A 17088-nucleotide genomic window follows, 5' to 3' on the forward strand; every position below is an offset into this window, starting at 1 on the left:
ACGCCGTTTACGGAACATCCCGGGTCAAACGCCAGAGGGCAAGCCCGAGCGCCAAAGCGCCGGTTGCGCCGAGGTAGCCGAGGGCAAACGCCGGCGTAAGCCCCTCGATCGGCGGCATGAGCCCCGCAAGGTACGGCCCGAGATCGAGGTTCGTGCTGGCCACCCACTTGGCCCCCCGCCAGCCGCTCGCGTAATTGGCCAGCACGCTCCCCGCGAGCAGAAAGGCGAAAACCGCCCCCATCCCCGCCGCCGTCGAGCGGGCGACGCTGGACGCGAAAAACGTCCAGAGCGCCACGACCGTGCTCGCGTACCAGCCGAGGCCGAACAGCATGAGCAGATACTGCCACATCGGGATGAGCCGGACGCCGCCGAGATCGAGCGTCTCACCGCTTACGCGAAAGCCAACGAGCTGCGGCACCTGAAAGCCGCCGAAGCCGAACACCGGCCCCGAAACGAGCGTCCCCAGCACGGCGATCCAGAACAAAATCATCCCGACCGAAAGCCAAAGCGCCGCCACCTTGGCCAGTGCGAGCCGGAGCCGCCCGACCGGCTGCGAAAGAAGGAGCCGGAGCGTCCCCGCCGACCGCTCGCCGGAGATGATGTCGCTCCCGACGATGAGGGCAAAGAGCGGCACGAAAAGCGGCATCCCCGCCTCCATGAAGCTCCGCAGAAACCCCGCCGCCCCCGGCGCGTTCGGGTCGACGCCGGCGGCGAGATACGCCCGGAGCTGTTCGTTGCGGATGAGGAGCCACCGGCGCCACTCTTCCGGCAGGCGGGAGGCGGCGAGGCGATTTTCGTTGTCGGCGATGAGCTGCGCCGTCCAGAGCCGCCAGTCGTCCGTCCCCATCCGCGACCGAACCGTCTCGAGCTGCTTGTGCTGGGCGTAGACAAAAAGCGGGATGAGCACCGCGAGGAGTCCCACCACCACCGCCATCCGGCGGCGGAAAAGAAGTTTTTCCACTTCGTTGTAGACGAGCCAGAACCACGCCGTCATCGCTCCGCCCGCCCTCCCGGATTCGCTTGCCCGTCCGCCTCCGTCCAGGCGAAAAACAACTCCTGAAGCGGCGGCACATCCGGCGCCGCCGCCCGGACCTCGACGCCGGCGCCGGCGAGGCGGGCGATGAGCGCCGGCGCCTTTGTTTCGTCCACGAGCCCCACCCAGACCGTCCCCGGCGGTGCGTCCGGCACCGGCTCCAGGCGCACCACCTCCGGCGCCGCCCGAAGGAGCGCCTCCCCCGCCTCCGGCGGCCGGAGAACCATCCGGTACCGCCGGCCGGCGGCCCGCCGGACATCGGAGACCGACCGCGACCAGAGGAGCCGGCCGCCGGCCATGAGCCCGATCCGATCCGCCACCGCCTCCACCTCGGCGAGGAGGTGGCTGGAAAAAAGCACCGCCTGTCTTTCCGCCGCCAGCTCCCGGATGAGCATCCGAAAATCCCGCATCCCCGGCGGGTCGAGGCCGTTCATCGGCTCATCCAGCACGACGACCGCCGGCCGGCCGACGAGGGCGAGGGCGAGGGCCAGCCGCTGCCGCATGCCGAGGGAATACGTCGCCACCCGGGCCGAAAGGTGCGGCGCGATGCCGGTCCGCTCGGCGAGGGCATAAAGCGCCGCCGGATCGAACACCCCCCGCATCCGCCCCACGTGTTTCAAATGATCCCACCCGGTGAGGTAGGGATAGACCGCCGGCGTCTCGATCAGCCCGCCGACCGCCCGAAGCGCCGAGGGCCGGCCGGGCCAGAGCTTCCGCCCGGCGAGCCACACCTCGCCGGCGACCGGCCGGACCAGGCCGAGGACGGCCCGGAGCGTCGTCGTCTTCCCGGCGCCGTTCGGCCCGAGAAGGGCGAACACCTCCCCCGGCCGGACGGCAAACGTCACCTCCTCGACGAGCACCCGGCCGCCGGCGCGCACCGTGAGCCCCCGAACCGCGAGCGCCGGCGCCTCCGCCCTGCCGAACCCCGCTTCCTCGGACGCCGCTTCCTCCGATGCTTTTTTGCCGCTCACCGCCATCCCTCCTGGCCACCGGTTTCGCGCCCGACCTTCCCTCCGCGGGCGCCTTCTCCCCGCATCTCCCTCGGCGTCTACGGCTCGGGCTTCCTTTGCCTCTTTTCAGCCCCCGTGCTCCGTCAACCTCGGATGCGGTTTTCCAGCGCCTTTCGCTGCTGCGGCGACCTCAGCTGCGGCGACCTCGGCTGCCCCTTCTTCTGCGTTTTCCTTTGCGTCTTCCTTTGAGCATCTGCGCCCTTCTGCGCCTTCCTCGAGCATCTCAGCCGGTTCTCGCCGCAGGCGCTCCGACGCCCTCAACCCGGTTTTGGCGCGGCCCCGGCCATCGACACCGCCTTTTTTCCCCCGCTCCCGACCTCGCCTCGCCCGGGCCTCGCCCCTACCGTCGGAGCGCCGCCCACACCTCCGCCAGCCGCCCGGCAAGGAGCGCATGGCCGACCGCGCTCGGGTGAAAATGATCTCCCGCAAGAAACGCTGCCCCCGCCGCCTGCCGGAGGTCGTTCGTCGGCACGACGATCACCCCCGGCGCGCTCCGGGCCGCCGCGTGGATCGCCGCGTTCCACCGGTCGAGGGCCGCCTCCGCCGCCCCGGAAAGCCCCGGCACATCGGAAAACGGATCGTACAGCCCGAGCCAAAGGATCGGCGCCTTCGGGTTGTCCTGCCGGAGGGCGCGCAAAACCGTTTCCATCGTCGCCTGAAAGGCGGAGATCGCTTCCGGATCGGCGTACGCCGCCGGCCGCTTCAACACATCGACGCTCGGAAACGCGTCGTTCCCGCCGATCGAAAGGACGATCCCGTCCGCCGCCAGGACCGCCGTCTGAAATTCGGGAAGCGCGAGGCGGCGCCAAAGATCCGCGCTCTTATCGCCGGCCACCGCCAGATTCACCATCACCGGCGGCCGCCGGCCCGGATCGGCCGTCGCCAGCCTTTCCCCGAACCGCCGGAAGACGCCGCCGCCTTCGCCGTCGCCGATCCCCCGCATGATCGAATCGCCGAGGCCGACGAGGCGAAGCGGTCCGGCCTCCGACCCCCGGGAAGACCCCGCCTCGTCGGTCACCGTCTCCGGCTGAGCAGGCGACGCCGGGCCTGTTCGGCCCGGTCCGAGGAGCTCCATGGCCGCCGCGACGAACCCGACGAGCCAGACGGCGCTCATGAGCGCCGCCACCGCCATCCACCCGATCACCCATGTTCGTCCCATGCTCCCATTATAGCCTTTTCCCCGACCATGGCCCCGCCCTTCCCTTCATCGAATCCCCTGTTCCCCTTCGGCGTCGGTTCTTCCGGGGCCTCCGTCTGCTCCCCCAGCGCTTTTCCGAGCGCCTTCCGAATCGCGGCGTGCGCTGCCGGATCGGTCCCGGCCGCCGTCCGGCAGGCGGCGAGGATCGCAGACGGAATGCCGTCTTCCGGCGCCCATCGATCCCGGTAACGGCGGATCGCCCGCACGAGCGGCCCCACGCGCCCCATCCGGACACCGAACGCCGCGAGGCGCCCCCACGCCGGCAAAAACCGCGGGTTTTCCCGGACGGCCCGAAGGTAGTGCCGGAGCGCGCACGCCGGCCGGCCGAGCGCCTCCCACGCCTGACCGGCCAGCACATCGCTCACAAACGTCCCGCTTCCGACCATCCGCCCGGCCGACCACCCGCCGACCGATTCCGCCGACCGATGCGCCGCTTCGGCCTCGCGGGCGGCCCGGGCCGCTCGAAGCGCTGCCGCCGGCCGGCCGGCGGAAAGCAAAAGCTCCGCCGCGAGCGCCCAAAGCTCGGGCGCCCCCGGATAGCGGGCCAGCACCTCGCCTTTGAGCCTGAGCGCCTCCTCCAGCCGTCCCGCCTGCCGCAGCGAAAACAAAAGCTTCATCGCCAAATCCGGCCCATACCCGGCCGCCGGCGGCGCCATCCGGAACGCGCGCTCGAGCGCGGCCGCGGCTCGGACGACGTCCCCCCGCTGAAACCACTCCGTGCCGAGGGCATACCAGAGGCGCGGATCGTCTCCCTCGTCGGCGATCGCCCGGAGCACGAGGGCGAGGTTTCGCTCATTTTTCCGCTTCGCCGCCACCGCCGGCTCGAGATAGCCGAAGTGCTCCAGCACCACCGGCGCCCGGACGATGCGAGCGCCGGGGAGGGCGGTGATCGACGGCGTGACGTCTTCGTGGATGCGGCCCCGATAGCGGATCCGCGGGTCCCGGCGAAACAACCGGAGCACCGCATCCGTCGCCAGCATCGCCCCCGGTCGGGCCCCCAGGTGGTGCCGGATCTCGACCACCCCGCCGAAGACGTCCGGGCGGCCGAGCATCGCCTCCAGCGCCGGGCGGTCGACCGACACCACCACCTCGTCGGCGTCGAGGACAAACACCCACGTTCCCCGAACCGCCTCGAGCACCGCATTGCGGGCGGCGGCAAAATCATCCTGCCACGGCACGGCGATGACCCGCGCCCCGAAGGCGCGGGCCACCTCCGGCGTCCCGTCCGTCGAACCCGTATCGCCGACGACGACTTCGTCGACGATCGGCGCCGCCGACCGGATCGCCCGTCCGATCGACGCCGCCTCATCCCGCGCGATCATCGCAAGCGAAATCGTCGGCCCCACCGCCTATCCCCCCTTCTTTCCACACGCCCGCCGCCGGACCGCCCGTCCGCCCGCCGCCCCATGCAAACCGTCCGGACAAAGGGAGTCCGCCGGACCGATCCTCCCCGGACGGAGGCCCCTCGGCAACCGGCGAATCCTCGGCAACATGCGCCTCCTTGATCCAAGGCGTCGCCCCGTCGAACAGCGAAAGCCGCGCCGCCAGCACCGTCCCCGTCCGCCATTCCGGGTGCCGCACGCCGGCCAGCCACCGTTCCACCGCCCACAGCCGGCCGCCGGGCGCCCGACCGACCGGTGGCCGTGCGCCCTGCACCGCCGGCGAACCGAAGCGCCGAAGATAGCGGACGTAGACGGCCGCCGCCCGGGGCGCTCCGGCGGCCCGGAGCGCCCCGGCCACCCGCTCCGCCGCCTGAACGTCCCGCACCCGAAGCAGGCGGACGGCCGTCCGGACCGCCTCCCGCTCCCCACCGGCGACGACCGCCAGGCGAAGCAGAAGCCCGAGCGCCCGGCCGTCCCCCGGCGCCTGCCGGAGCGCCTCCCCCGCCCAGCGCCGGGCGCCAGCGAGGTCCCCCAGCGCCGCCCGAAGGCGGGCAAGCGCCGCCGCCGTCCGGGCGCCGCCGACGCCCGCCTCGGTGGGCACCCCCGGCGGCGCCGGTCCGAGGGCATACGCCGTCGCATAGGCCGCCTCCGCCGCCCAGAGTCGCCCGGCCGCCGCCTCGATCTCGCCCCAAAGATGCCAGAGGTCCGGATGATGCGGGTACCGCCGGCACCCCGCTTCGAGCACCGCCCGCGCCCCGTCCGGATCGCCGGCCAGCCGCCGGGCCAGCGCCTCGTATTTGTACACGAGCGGCGCAAAGCTCACCGCCGGCGCCATCGTTTCCCGAGCGCGAACAAACGCCTGCACCGCCTCCGCGGCCGCTCCCCGCCGAAGCGCCTCGACGCCGAGGTTGTACCAGAGAAACGGATCGTCCGGCGCCGCCAGGAGCGCCTGGCGGAGGAGCCGCTCATTGCGCTCGATTTTTCCCCTGAGCCGCACGACGTCCCGGAGATATCCGTCGTGATGCACCCGGATGTCGCTCACGAATAACGCCGCATCGGGCTTCCGCCGGAAAATCGCCGCCGCGATCTGTTCATGCACCCGGCCGGAAAACCGGTGCTCCGGCCGGTTGCGGAAAAGGCGGAGCGCCGGATGCACCGCCACCCCCTCCCGGCCGTCGCCAAGCCGGTTCCAGATCTGGACGAACCCCCCCTCATAGGCGGCCAGCGCCGGCGACCAAAGAAGCGCCTTCAGCCGCCCGCGATCGGCCGGCTCCAGCCATTCGTCCGCATCGAGGACGAACACCCAGTCTCCCCGCGCGAACTCGAGCCCGGCATTCCTTGCGGCGGAAAAGTCGTCCTGCCACGGCACGGCGACGACCCGCGCCCCGTGCGCGCGGGCGATCTCCGGCGTCCCGTCCGTCGAGCCGGTGTCGACGACGATCATCTCGTCGACGACGTCCCGGACGCTTTGAAGCGCCCGCGAAAGCCGTCCGGCTTCATTGCGCACGATCATCGCCAGCGTAAGCCGCACCATCCCCACCGTCCCTCCTGTCCATCGTTCTTTTTCGCCTCCTCCGTCGTCCGAGACGACCCTCGATCGCTTCCGCCGCCCGTCCCCCCTGAAACGCCCTTTCCTTCCCCATCGCCTGAACGGCCTTCCCCTCTCCTCCGCCCGCCCCTTCCCCGCCGCCGCTTCCGCCGTCCAACCTGCCCCTCCGGCGTCTCCGGCGCCCGATCCGCCCTCTCCACCCCGTCCGTACGCTGAGCCGTCCGAGCCGCCTCCTTCGCCACATCCGTTCCCTGAGCCGCCCGAGCCGTCCCATCCGCCGCTTCCTTCACCCGAGCCGCTCAATCCGCCCCTTCCGATCCTTCCGTCATCCGAGTCCCTTCCCCGCTTCCTCCACGGTCCGGACCGCGGTCTCCGATCATCCGGACCTTCCAGGGCAACCCGGCAAGCGCCGTTCGCGCCTCCGCGAGGCGATTTTGCATCCGTCGGAGCGCCGCTTCGGCCGCCGTCCACCGGCGGACGACCTCCGCCGTGCCAGGGGATGACCCATCCCGACCCTCTCCGGCCCTCCGAACCGCCGACGCCGCTCTTTCGTCCGCCCGCCGAAGCGCTCGATCCACACCGGCCAGAAGATCGTCCAGTCGGGCCAGTGCCGCGCCGACGCGAGCCCGATCCGAAAGCCCCGCCGGGCCGAACTCCCCCTCGCCGGCACCGCCCGGCCCCTTGCCCGCCGCCGGCGGAACGTCACCCCCGCTTTCGTCCGCCTGAAGAGCGCGCCTCTGCCCTTCGCCCGCCGCCTCCGCCAGCGCGATCGCCCGGACAAACATCGCTTCGGCCGCCGCCCTGTGCCCCCGTTCGTAAAGCAGTTCACCGAGGGCATACGCCCCCTCTGCCGTGAGCGTCCCCGCCCCGAGGGATTCGAGGAAAAACTCCGCCGCCGGCCGAACCACCCCCGCCCGATACATCGCCCACGCCTCCGCCGCCGTCTTCGGCATCGCCGAACATCGGCCGGTAACGGACGCCGCGCCCACCGCATGCCCGTCCCCTTCGGGCGCCGGCGATGCCGGGCCCTGCGTCCTCCGATCCGCCGACGCGGCTTTCGGCGCCGTTTCTTTATCCGGATCCGTTTTCGGATCCGTCTCTTCGGCCGCAGCTTTGGGCGCCACTTCCCCCTTTTCCCGCGGGCCATCCGCCGCCTCCGCCGTCCTGCCCACCGCATCCGGCGCCTGCCCCGCCGCATCCGGCGCCTGCCCCGCCGCCTCCGGCACCTGCCAGGCCCGGGCCGCCTCCGGCGCCGCGTCCTGCTCCCGCCGCCCCGCTTGAGGCGCCCGATTCGCCGGCCGGCCCGGCAACGCCGGCGGTTCGACCAGCGCCTCAAGCAGCCGGCGCGCCGGAGCAAAATCCGGCCGTTCCAGAAGGGCCGCCCGCAGCGCCTCCATCGCCTCCGCCCACCGCCCCTGCCGGGCAAGCGCCTCCGTCAGGCGGGTCCGCGTCCGAAAGCCGCCGACGCCGAACGTCCGAACGTTGTCGTCGCTTGGATCGGCCCTTAAGGCCGCGGCAAGGGCCGCCCGAAAGGCCGCTTCGGCCGGCCTGACCCAGCCCGCCGCCAGAAACGATTCCCCCAAAAGATGCCAAAGCTCCGGCTGTCCTTCGACGTCGGGGGCCTCCGCCTGAAGCAGCGTCCGCGCCCGCTCCGGCCGCCCCAACCCTTCATACACAAGCGACAGCGTCCGAACGAGCGACGGGCGATACGGCGCCGACTTCGGAGCGGTTTCAAGCGCCCGTTCGAGTTCGGCGGCCGCCTCCCGAAGCCGCCGGAGCTGCACCAACGTGATACCCCGGTGGTAGCAGTAAAACGGGTCGTCCGGTCGCTCCTCCAGACATCGCGCGAGGAGGCGAGCATTTCGCTCCGCCGTCCCCTTTTCCCGGAGCACGTCGGGCCGGTAGCCGACGTGCTCGATCACGAGCGGCGACGCCGCCGGCCGAAACGGCGCCGGGCGGCCGTCCGGGGTGACGAGCTGTTCGTGAATGCGACCTAAGAAGCGAAGGCCGCCGAAGGCAGACGGCCGAAACAGGCGCACCGGGCGAAAGACGACGCGCGCCCACGGATCGGAACCGATCGCATTTTGAATTTCGACCGTGAAAGCCTCATTTTCCGTCTCCCGAATGAGCGACCGCAGAACCCTCCGCCCGGCGACGACCCGCTCATCGGCGTCGAGGACGAGCACCCAGTCCGTCCGGGCCGCCTCAAGCCCCGCATTTCGGGCCGCCGCAAAATCGTCCTGCCACGGCACAAAAAGGACCCGCGCCCCGAAGGCGCGGGCCACCTCCGGCGTCCCGTCCGTCGAGCCCGTGTCGATGACGATGATCTCGTCGGCGATCTCCCGTACGCTTTCGAGAGCCGCCGGAAGCCGCGCGGCCTCATTCTTCGCCAAAATGTGCACTCCCAAGAGCATGGCACCGGAGCGTCGCGGTCGATCCTCCATCGCCGACCGTCTCCTTTCTCGACCGCCGGTCGATCAACGCCCGTCCCCGGCGGTTATGTCCCCTGCGCGTTGAAGTACACGTCGATCGTCGTCGCGGCGCCGACCACCGCCGAAGCGTACGCCAGCCGGGTGTACTTCAAAAAGCGCGTCGGCACGAGCACCGCCACCGAACCAGACGCGACCGTCGTCGAAGGAATATCCGTGTACCAGTGCGTCCCGTCGGCGCTGATTTCCACCTGGGCCACCGCGTCGTTGGCGCCGGCATTGTAAATGAAATACGAGTAATGTCCGAGGACGGCCGTCGTCACCGCCGGCAGGGCCGTCAGCGTATCCCCGGTGGCGACATCCGTGTTGGCGATCTCGAGAAAACTCCGTTGCGAGATCGACGTGACGCTGTCCAGCGTTCCGCCGGCGATCGTCGCCGCCGACACCGCGTCCAGCGTCCCGCCCGCGATCGTCGCCGCCGATACCGCGTCCAGCGTCCCGCCCGCGATCGTCGCCGCCGATACCGCATCCAGCGTCCCGCCCGCGATCGTCGCCGCCGACACCGCATCCAGCGTCCCGCCCGCGATCGTCGCCGCCGACACCGCATCCAGCGTCCCGCCCGCGATCGTCGCCGCCGACACCGCATCCAGCGTCCCGCCGGTCACCGTTGCGCCGCCGACGAGGAGCTCGGCGCTGGCATTCACCGCCAGCGGCCGCGCCGTCGTTCCGTCCGAACCGAAAATGAGCGCTTTCAGTTCTTCCGGATTGGCCTGAAACACCGAGTAGTTCGGCATCCGTTTTTACCTCCCCTTTTCCGCGGACCGATCCTCGTGGTCGGTTCCGCCCATCGATCTTCGTTCTGATCCCCGTCCCCGTGATCCATCGCCTGCTTCAGCCGGCCGACTGCGCCTGGAAGAAAACGTCCACCGTCGCCGTGGCGCCGGCCTCGACGGTCCGAAGCGTAGGCCGCGTGTACCGAAGATAGCGGTTCGGCACGATGACGCCGGTCTTCCCGCTTTCCACCCGCATCGACGCATCCGGCGCGTAATGCACGCCGTCCGGGCTCACCTCGAGGCGGACCTCGACTTCCGCCGGCCCGGCGTTCACGACGGCGTACGAATACCTCTGCAGGCGCGCCGTGTTCTGCCGAGGAAGCGCCATCGGCTGACCCCTCACCCGCACGTTTCGGTACACCGCCTCGGTAAATACCGGCGCCCGGCTCGGCATGCAGACGATGATCTTCACCTGCCGGACCCGCCGGACGGGCCGGCACGGTTTCGGTTTCCGGCATGCCCCCATCGCCTCACCCCCTTCCGGCCGCATCGGCCTTGCGATACTATCTGTATGAGCCGCACACCGGCCTGTCCGGGATGTTTGTCTCCCTTCCGTCGCTAAAAATCAAAAAAGGGCGAACCCCGTCCGCGTTCGTCCGGCGATCCCTCTTTTGGCCAAACGGCCCCGACCGACGACCCGCACCGATGCTGTGAAAATCTCATCTTTCCCAGGAAATCTCACCTTTCTCAGGAGGCCGCGATGATTCCGAACGCGAATCTCCGGCGCGCGGTTCGACTGCTGGCTCAAGGCTTCGCCTTCTCCGGCCTCATCGCCCTGATCGTCATCGCCTGGACCGTGCTCGGGACGGATATCGACGATCCCCTTCGGTCGATCGTCGATCGGCTCGCCATGGCCGGCCTCGGCGTGTTCCTCCTCGGCGCCGTCATCTGGATCGCCGCCCGGGGCGTTTTCGACCTCATCGTCTTCGCCTTTCAAGGGCTGTTTCACCCGACGACCCCGCCGCACGAAAAGCGCCTCGGCCTGCCGAGCGCCGGGCGCAAAGGGGTCGCCGGCCATCCGGCCTGCGAAAAGACGACCGGCACCCCCTCCGGCGTCACCCGCCGCGAAGCCGTCGACGAAGACGACGGCAAGGCCGCCCAAGACCGCCGGCGCGCCAACGAACGGATGGCGATCCGCCTCATGCTCGCCGGAGCATGGGCCTTTTTGCTGTCGCTCCTCCTCGCCCTCACCGCGCTCGAACCTTAAACGGTCGCCATTTGTCCTCAGACCGGAAAAATTACGACCACGGAAGAACATGGCAAAAAACGCGGCTCACAGAGCGCGGCATGAAAAACGCCGGCCGCATTTGCGGCCGGCCCGCCCGTTGTCATCTGGCCGAATCGAATGATCGCCGCCGTTCCCATCGGAACGCGGCCGGATTTGTGGCCGTTTTCGCCGTTTCGTACCCACAATTGCAGAGGACAGAATTCAGTACAGATGGCACGCGACATAGTGCCCCGGTTCGACTTCCTTCCATTCCGGCACCTGCGCCGCGCAGACGTCCATCGCGTGCGGGCAGCGGGTGCGGAACCGGCAGCCGCTCGGCGGGTTGATCGGAGACGGGATGTCGCCGGAAAGGACGATCCGCTCCCGGGTGCGCTCCTTCGCCGGGTCGGGAATCGGCACCGCCGAAAGGAGCGCCTGCGTGTACGGATGAAGCGGACGCGCGTAGATCTCATCGCTGCCGGCGAGCTCCATCAGCTGACCGAGGTACATCACCCCGATGCGATCGGAGATGTAGCGCACCATCGACAGGTCGTGGGCGATGAAGATGTAGGTGAGCTTTTTTTCCTGCTGGAGTTTTTTCAAGAGATTGACGACCTGCGCCTGAATCGAGACGTCCAGCGCCGAGATCGGCTCATCGGCGATGACGAGCTTCGGTTCGACCGCCAGCGCCCGGGCGATCCCGATCCGCTGCCGCTGCCCGCCGGAAAACTCGTGCGGAAAACGGCCGGCATGCTCGGGCAGAAGCCCGACCGTCTCGAGGAGGGCGTAGACCCGTTCCATGCGTTCCTTTTTGGACCTGGCCAGCCCGTGGATGTCGATTCCCTCGGCGACGATGTCCGCCACCGTCATCCGCGGGTTCAGCGAGGCGTACGGGTCCTGGAAGATCATCTGCATCTGCCGGTGAAATCGCCGGAGCGCCGGCCCCCGCAGGCGATGAACGTCTTCACCGAGAAAGCGGACCCGGCCCGACGTCGGTTCGTACAGCCGGATGAGCGTCCGGCCGAGGGTCGATTTCCCGGAGCCGGACTCTCCGACCAGGCCGAAGGTCTCTCCTTCGTAGACGACAAAGCTCACGTCCTCCACGGCCCGGACGACGGCGCCGCCGCGAAGGCGAAAGTGTTTGCTCAGACGTTCCGCTTCGAGGATCGGTGTGGGGTTAGACACGGGATTCCCTCCCCGCCGCGATCGGCGGTTCGACCTTCGGCGCCATCGGGTGCATCAGCCAGCAGCGGACGGTGTGCCCTGCGCCGGCAGCCGACCGGCCGGTTTTTCGGACGGCCGTCGGGCGGTGGGAGGCATCGGCATCGCCCGACGACCTGGCATCGGCGGCCGTCCTGCCGACCGTTTCAGGGGCTCCCGCTTCCGAAAGCGGCACGCCGGACGGCGGCACCGGCGTCTCCTCCGGCATCCGGCGAACGCAGATCTCCATCGCATACGGGCAGCGAGGCGCAAACGGGCAGCCCTTCGGCGGATCGATCAGATTGGGCGGCGAACCCGGGATGGAGACGAGGGGCTTTCGCTCCCCGGCGTCGATCCGCGGGATGGAGTTGAGAAGCCCCCAGGTGTACGGATGCCGAGGACGATAAAAGAGGTCGTCCACCGACCCGGCCTCGAGGATCTGCCCGGCGTACATGACCGCCACCCGGTGGGCCATCTTCGCCACGACGCCGAGGTCATGGGTGATGAGGATGATCGCCATCCCGTGCGTCCGCTGCATTTCGACGAGCAGTTCGAGGATCTGCGCCTGAATCGTCACGTCGAGGGCCGTCGTCGGTTCGTCGGCGATGACGATTTTCGGCCGGTTGGCGATCGCCATCGCGATCATCGCCCGCTGGCGCATCCCGCCGGAAAACTGATGCGGATACTGCTTGATCCGCACCTCCGGGTTCGGAATGCCGACCTCCCCCAGAAGGCGGACGGCTTCCTCGAGCGCTGCCGATCGGGAAAGCTTCTGGTGCCGGATGACCCCTTCGGCAATCTGACGGCCGACGGTCATCGTCGGGTTCAGCGACGTCATGGGATCCTGGAAGATCATGCCGATCTCCCGGCCGCGGACGTCCTGCATCTCCCGCTCGCTTAAGGCGAGGAGATCTCGGCCGCCGTAGCGGATGCGGCCGCGTTCGATGACCGCCGGCGGCGTCGTAAGCAGCCGCATCACCGCCTGAACGGTGACGCTTTTTCCGCTCCCCGATTCGCCGACGATCGCCAGCGTCTCGCCGGCATCGACGGCAAACGACACGCCCCGCACGGCGTGCACCTTGCCGGCATACGTCCGGAACGAAACGACGAGGTCTTCCACCTCGAGGAGCCGTTCGGCCATCGATCGACCTCCTTTCTGACCCCATCCGAACTTGAACTGAAGCGCCGGCGGACGAACGGCGCCTTACGGGCTCAGCGCCGAAGCCGCGGATCGATGGCGTCCCGAAGGCCGTCGCCGAGCAGGTTGAAGGCCAGCGTCGTCAGGCTGATGGCCAGCGCCGGAAACCAGAAGTTCCACGGGAACGACCCGAGCATTTTGTACCCGTCGTTGACGAGGACGCCCCAAGACGCGAGGGGCGGCTTGAGGCCGATGCCGAGAAAGCTCAGCACCGCCTCGGTGAAGATGATCGCCGGAATGTTCATCGTCAGCCGGACGATGACGATGCCGAGGACGTTCGGGATCAGATGTTTCCACATGATCCGCCACGTCCCGGCGCCGAGCGTTCGAGCGGCAAGCACGAACTCCTGCACCTTCAGCTGCATCACCTGACCCCGGACGAGGCGGGCCATGCCCACCCAGCCGGTGATGGCCATGGCGATGATCAGGGTGGCCATGCCGCTGCCCATGACGATGATGAGCAGGATGACCATGATGAGCCAGGGGATGCCGGAGAGAATCTCGATCGTCCGCATGATGACGTTGTCGACCCAGCCGCCCTTGTAGCCGGCGAGCACGCCGAGGACGACCCCGATGACGAGATCGATGAGGGCGGCCATCAGGGCGATGAAGAGGGAGATCCGGGCTCCGATCCACACCCGCACCCAGAGATCCCGGCCGAACTCATCGGTGCCGAACCAGTGCTTGGCTCCCGGGGGCATGTTCGCATCCGTAAGGTTCGGCTCGTCGTAGGCGTAGGGGCTCAGGATGGGCGCCAAGATCGCGAGCGCCGTCATGACGAGGAGGAAGACGAGCGCCCCCATCGCCACCGGGTTTTTCCGAAGTCGCCGAAAGACGTCGCGCCAGAACGAAAGGCTCTCGCCGGCAATCCGCTCCGCTTCTTCTTTTTCCCGGAGCGGCAAAAAATCCCGTTCGGTCAGCTCCCCCTGCACGGCAAACGCTCACTCCTTTCGTCCGGCCACGCGGATGCGAGGATCGACGACCCCATAGAGGACGTCGGTGATGAAGATGGCCAAGACCAGAAGCGCGCTGTAGAAGATCGTCAGCCCCATGATGAGCATGTAGTCGTTCGTGTTGATCGAATTCACATAGTGCTTCCCCATGCCGGGGATGACGAAGATCTGCTCGATGATGATCGAGCCGGTGATGAGGTCGACCATCAGCACGCCGACGATGGTGATGATGGGAAGAAGCGCGTTTCGGATGCCGTGGCGGACGACGACCGCCGTCGGGCTCAGCCCCTTGGCTCGGGCCGTCCGCAAATAGTCCGAGCCGAGGACGTCCAGCATCGACGTCCGCATGAGGCGGGTGATGAGGGCGAGGATGCCGATGCCGAGGGCCAGGCTCGGCATGATCGTATGCTGAAACGTCCCCCAGCGGGCAACCGGCAGCACTTTCCACTGCACGCCGAGCCAGTACTGCATAAATCCGGCGAGGACGAAGTTCGGGATCGAGACGCCGAGGACGGCGATGAAGACGAGGACGTAATCCGGCAGCCGGCCCCGGAACAGGGCGGCGACGATGCCGAAGGCGAGGCCGAGCGGCAGGGCAAAGAGAAGCGCCTGCAGCCCGAGGCGGGCCGAAACCGGGAACGTCTGGGCGATGATGCCGTTGACGGACTGGTTGAGGTATTTGAACGAATGGCCGAGGTCCCCGTGAAGGAGGTTGTTCAAGTAGCGGAGGTACTGGATCGGCAGGGGATCGCTCAAGCCGTACTTCATGTCGAAGAGGGCCTTCACCTGCGGCGTGAGCTTTTCCGGGTTCTGGTACGGACCGCCGGGGAGGGCGCGGGCCATGAAAAAGGTCAGCGTCGCGATGACGAAAAGGGTAAACAGCATGAGGAAGAATTTTTCCAAAACATACCGGAGCACCGGGGCCCCTCCTTTTCAGCCCGAAACTCAAAAAAACAAGGAGGGCGGCGTGTGGACGCCGCCACATCCTTGTTTTTTGCATCCCGATCAGGATGCCGTCGGATCCGCGGAATCGCACCCGACGATCATCGGGGCCGTTCGCTCCCAAGGTTCGTCGGGCTTACGGTTCGATGTCATCACTTCTCGACGGAAGCCCACTTGAACTCGAGGGAGGCGCCGATGCCCCGTTCGACCAGGCCCTTGACGTAGGGCTGCTGGAGATAAGCGATCACCCGCCAGTACATCGGCGCGACGCCCGTGTCGTCGACGAGGACCTTCTCCGCCTCGGCGAACTTCTTCGCCCGCTCGTCCAGGTTCGTCGCCGCCCGGGCTTCTTTCACGAGCCGGTCGTACTCCGGATTGGACCACTTGCCGTCGTTGTAGGCGCCGCCGGTCTCGAAGACGAACATATAGGTGTCCGGATCGTTGTAGTCCGGACCCCAGCCGGCCATGACGACCTCAAAGTCGCCGCTCCGGGACCGCTTCAGGCGTTCCTTGAACGGCACCTGGTCGAGCTCGACCTTGACGCCGAGGTCTTTGAACGCCTGCTCCCACATCGCCTTCAGGAATTCGTTCCCCTTGCGGGCGGTGTCGGAGTCGTCGCCGAGGAGGCGGAACGTCCAGCCGTTCGGGTGGATGCCGCTTTCCTCGAGGCCCTCCTTGAGAAGCTTCGCCGCCTCATCCGGCCGGTTGTCCTGAAAGAGCGGTTCCCCAAAGAGCTCCTTCGAGACTTCCCGGAACGTCTTCGTCGAACCGGAGTAAGCGCTGAACCCCGGCGGGATGAGCCCGTACGCCGGCATCGAGCCGTTGTTCAGGACCGTGTCGACGTACGCCTTCCGGTCGAGGGCGATCGAGAGGGCTTTCCGGACCTTCGGGTTGTCAAACGGCTTCTTCGTCGTATTGAATTCGAGGTAGAAGACGGAAAAATCCGGGAAGGTGTGGAAGTTCGGATCGTTCTTGTACTGCGGCACCTGCTCCCGCGCCAGCCCCGTCCGGTCGACCTCGCCGGCGAGGTAGAGGTTGAGCGCCGTGTTCGAGTCCTTCACGACGTCGAGGGTGATCGTCTCGAGTTTGACCGTGTCCTTGTCCCAGTAATTCGGGTTCTTCTTCAGGACGACCTTCGCGTCGTGGAGCCACTGGTCGATGACGAAGGGGCCGTTGTAGAGGAGCTTATCCGGCTCCGTCGCGTAGCTGTCCTTGTTCTTCTCGTAGAACTCCTTCACGAACGGGAGATACGTCGGGAACTGCGTGAGCTCCAGCCAGTACGGCACCGCCTGCTTCAGGCGGACTTCCAGCGTGTGGTCGTCGATCACCTTCACGCCGACGTCGTCCCACGTCACCGGCTTGATGTCGGACATCGGCTTGCCGTAGACGGCCACATCCGGTGGCGGCACGGTGCCGTCTTCCTTCTTGTACGCCTCTTCATACGCCTTTTTGTCCGTCTCATAGAGTTTCTTCGCCGCGAGGTAGCTCGTATACCGGTAGTATTCCTCGGCACCCTGGATGTAGTCGGTGATCAGGTTGGCGTACTGGGAGGCCGTCTCACCGTTTGCCGCCCGCTCCCAGGCGTCGCTGAACTGCTGCGCCGTCACGGGCGTGCCGTCGGACCAGACCGCGTCCTTCCGGAGGTGGAAGACGTACGTCTTGCCGTCGTCCTTCACGTCCCACGACTCCGCCATGCCGGGCCCGATCGACCCGTCCGGATTGAGGCGGACGAGCCCTTCCTGCACGGCGTTCAGGATGAGGATGGAGATGTTGTCGGTCGTGATCTGGGCGTCCAGCGCCGGAGGCTCGTCGCCGATCATGAGGTGAAGTTCCTGGGCGGCCTCGCCGGCCGCCGGCTGATTCGACGGCGTGTTCTCGCTCTTTCCGCCGCCGCACGCCGAAAGCGCCATCGACAGCGCGAATACGACGGCAAGGGCGAGCGACACGCCCCGGAAGCGCCGCTGCATGCCGTTACCCCCTTTTCTCACGCTGGGCGACGAAATCGGGATAATCATATATCGACTTCGCCTTTTTTTCAACTGATCGATGATGTTATTTTTGCGCTATACCCTTCTTTTATTTTCTATGTTTGTGTTTTCATTTTCATTTTTCTTTCTCGTATGAGCAAACCGCCGCGAAGCACGCCGGGCGCGG

Annotated in this window: 14 protein-coding genes; 1 reads left to right on the forward strand and 13 read right to left on the reverse strand. The window is 67.9% G+C overall.

Annotation, left to right across the window (positions count from 1 at the left end; all coding sequences use genetic code 11):
* Positions 1-7: 7 nt before the first annotated feature.
* The 8 genes from K2M58_RS09590 to K2M58_RS09625 all read right to left on the reverse strand — a co-directional run bounded on the left by K2M58_RS09590 (position 8) and on the right by K2M58_RS09625 (position 9900).
* Complete coding sequence (locus K2M58_RS09590; RefSeq protein ID WP_220677369.1) at positions 8-994, reverse strand: ABC transporter permease; 987 nt, start codon at positions 992-994, stop codon at positions 8-10.
* A complete protein-coding gene (locus K2M58_RS09595) occupies positions 991-2004 on the reverse strand; it encodes an ABC transporter ATP-binding protein (protein WP_220677370.1) in 1014 nt (337 codons plus the stop codon). The genes K2M58_RS09590 and K2M58_RS09595 overlap by 4 nt, the downstream gene beginning before the upstream one ends.
* 379 nt (positions 2005-2383) lie before the next feature.
* Complete coding sequence (locus tag K2M58_RS09600) at positions 2384-3202, reverse strand: GDSL-type esterase/lipase family protein (protein WP_220677371.1); 819 nt, start codon at positions 3200-3202, stop codon at positions 2384-2386.
* Complete coding sequence (locus K2M58_RS09605; protein ID WP_220677372.1) at positions 3184-4587, reverse strand: glycosyltransferase; 1404 nt, start codon at positions 4585-4587, stop codon at positions 3184-3186. Before K2M58_RS09605 ends, K2M58_RS09600 begins: the two co-directional genes overlap by 19 nt.
* The gene (locus tag K2M58_RS09610; RefSeq protein WP_220677373.1) at positions 4547-6157 is read right to left on the reverse strand and encodes a glycosyltransferase family 2 protein; all 1611 of its coding nucleotides are present in this window, start codon (positions 6155-6157) and stop codon (positions 4547-4549) included. The genes K2M58_RS09605 and K2M58_RS09610 overlap by 41 nt, the downstream gene beginning before the upstream one ends.
* 314 nt (positions 6158-6471) lie before the next feature.
* Positions 6472-8616 carry a glycosyltransferase family 2 protein gene (locus tag K2M58_RS12895; RefSeq protein WP_220677374.1) on the reverse strand — a complete coding sequence of 715 codons (2145 nt, stop codon included), beginning with the start codon at positions 8614-8616 and terminating at the stop codon, positions 6472-6474.
* Positions 8617-8669: 53 nt separating this feature from the next.
* Positions 8670-9395, reverse strand: a complete 726-nt coding sequence (locus K2M58_RS09620) for a DUF6385 domain-containing protein (protein WP_066199446.1) — start codon at positions 9393-9395, stop codon at positions 8670-8672.
* A 97-nt stretch (positions 9396-9492) separates the two neighbouring features.
* The gene (locus K2M58_RS09625) at positions 9493-9900 is read right to left on the reverse strand and encodes a DUF6385 domain-containing protein (protein ID WP_066199450.1); all 408 of its coding nucleotides are present in this window, start codon (positions 9898-9900) and stop codon (positions 9493-9495) included.
* A 234-nt stretch (positions 9901-10134) separates the two neighbouring features.
* Here K2M58_RS09625 and K2M58_RS09630 point away from each other — a divergent pair, with 234 nt between their 5' ends.
* Positions 10135-10641: a hypothetical protein gene (locus tag K2M58_RS09630; RefSeq protein ID WP_220677375.1), complete on the forward strand. Its 507-nt coding sequence runs from the start codon at positions 10135-10137 to the stop codon at positions 10639-10641.
* A gap of 222 nt (positions 10642-10863) precedes the next feature.
* Here the strand turns inward: K2M58_RS09630 and K2M58_RS09635 are convergent, their stop codons facing one another.
* From K2M58_RS09635 to K2M58_RS09655, 5 genes are all read right to left on the reverse strand, one after another.
* On the reverse strand, positions 10864-11826 hold the full coding sequence (locus K2M58_RS09635; RefSeq protein WP_220677376.1) for an ABC transporter ATP-binding protein: 963 nt from the start codon (positions 11824-11826) through the stop codon (positions 10864-10866).
* Positions 11819-12982 (reverse strand): ABC transporter ATP-binding protein, encoded by a 1164-nt coding sequence (locus K2M58_RS09640; protein WP_220677377.1) that lies wholly within the window; start codon positions 12980-12982, stop codon positions 11819-11821. The genes K2M58_RS09635 and K2M58_RS09640 overlap by 8 nt, the downstream gene beginning before the upstream one ends.
* Before the next feature lie 71 nt (positions 12983-13053).
* Positions 13054-13971, reverse strand: a complete 918-nt coding sequence (locus tag K2M58_RS09645; RefSeq protein ID WP_066199458.1) for an ABC transporter permease — start codon at positions 13969-13971, stop codon at positions 13054-13056.
* A 9-nt stretch (positions 13972-13980) separates the two neighbouring features.
* Positions 13981-14910, reverse strand: coding sequence for an ABC transporter permease (locus tag K2M58_RS09650; RefSeq protein ID WP_066199463.1), 930 nt, complete (start codon positions 14908-14910; stop codon positions 13981-13983).
* Between the two features lie 176 nt (positions 14911-15086).
* A complete protein-coding gene (locus K2M58_RS09655; protein WP_220677378.1) occupies positions 15087-16901 on the reverse strand; it encodes a peptide ABC transporter substrate-binding protein in 1815 nt (604 codons plus the stop codon).
* Positions 16902-17088: the final 187 nt, after the last annotated feature.

Source organism: Hydrogenibacillus sp. N12, assembly GCF_019645935.1.
In the GTDB taxonomy this organism is placed as follows: domain Bacteria; phylum Bacillota; class Bacilli; order Thermicanales; family DSM-22653; genus Hydrogenibacillus; species Hydrogenibacillus schlegelii.

What these genes read in the sequence shown, in the direction of transcription:
- K2M58_RS09590 (WP_220677369.1), bottom strand. Translation starts at nt 994, where the DNA reads ATGACGGCGTGGTTCTGGCTCGTCTACAACGAAGTGGAAAAACTTCTT.
- K2M58_RS09600 (WP_220677371.1), bottom strand. Translation starts at nt 3,202, where the DNA reads ATGGGACGAACATGGGTGATCGGGTGGATGGCGGTGGCGGCGCTCATG.
- K2M58_RS09610 (WP_220677373.1), bottom strand. Translation starts at nt 6,157, where the DNA reads ATGGTGCGGCTTACGCTGGCGATGATCGTGCGCAATGAAGCCGGACGG.
- K2M58_RS12895 (WP_220677374.1), bottom strand. Translation starts at nt 8,616, where the DNA reads ATGGAGGATCGACCGCGACGCTCCGGTGCCATGCTCTTGGGAGTGCAC.
- K2M58_RS09620 (WP_066199446.1), bottom strand. Translation starts at nt 9,395, where the DNA reads ATGCCGAACTACTCGGTGTTTCAGGCCAATCCGGAAGAACTGAAAGCG.
- K2M58_RS09625 (WP_066199450.1), bottom strand. Translation starts at nt 9,900, where the DNA reads ATGGGGGCATGCCGGAAACCGAAACCGTGCCGGCCCGTCCGGCGGGTC.
- K2M58_RS09630 (WP_220677375.1), top strand. Translation starts at nt 10,135, where the DNA reads ATGATTCCGAACGCGAATCTCCGGCGCGCGGTTCGACTGCTGGCTCAA.
- K2M58_RS09640 (WP_220677377.1), bottom strand. Translation starts at nt 12,982, where the DNA reads ATGGCCGAACGGCTCCTCGAGGTGGAAGACCTCGTCGTTTCGTTCCGG.
- K2M58_RS09655 (WP_220677378.1), bottom strand. Translation starts at nt 16,901, where the DNA reads ATGCAGCGGCGCTTCCGGGGCGTGTCGCTCGCCCTTGCCGTCGTATTC.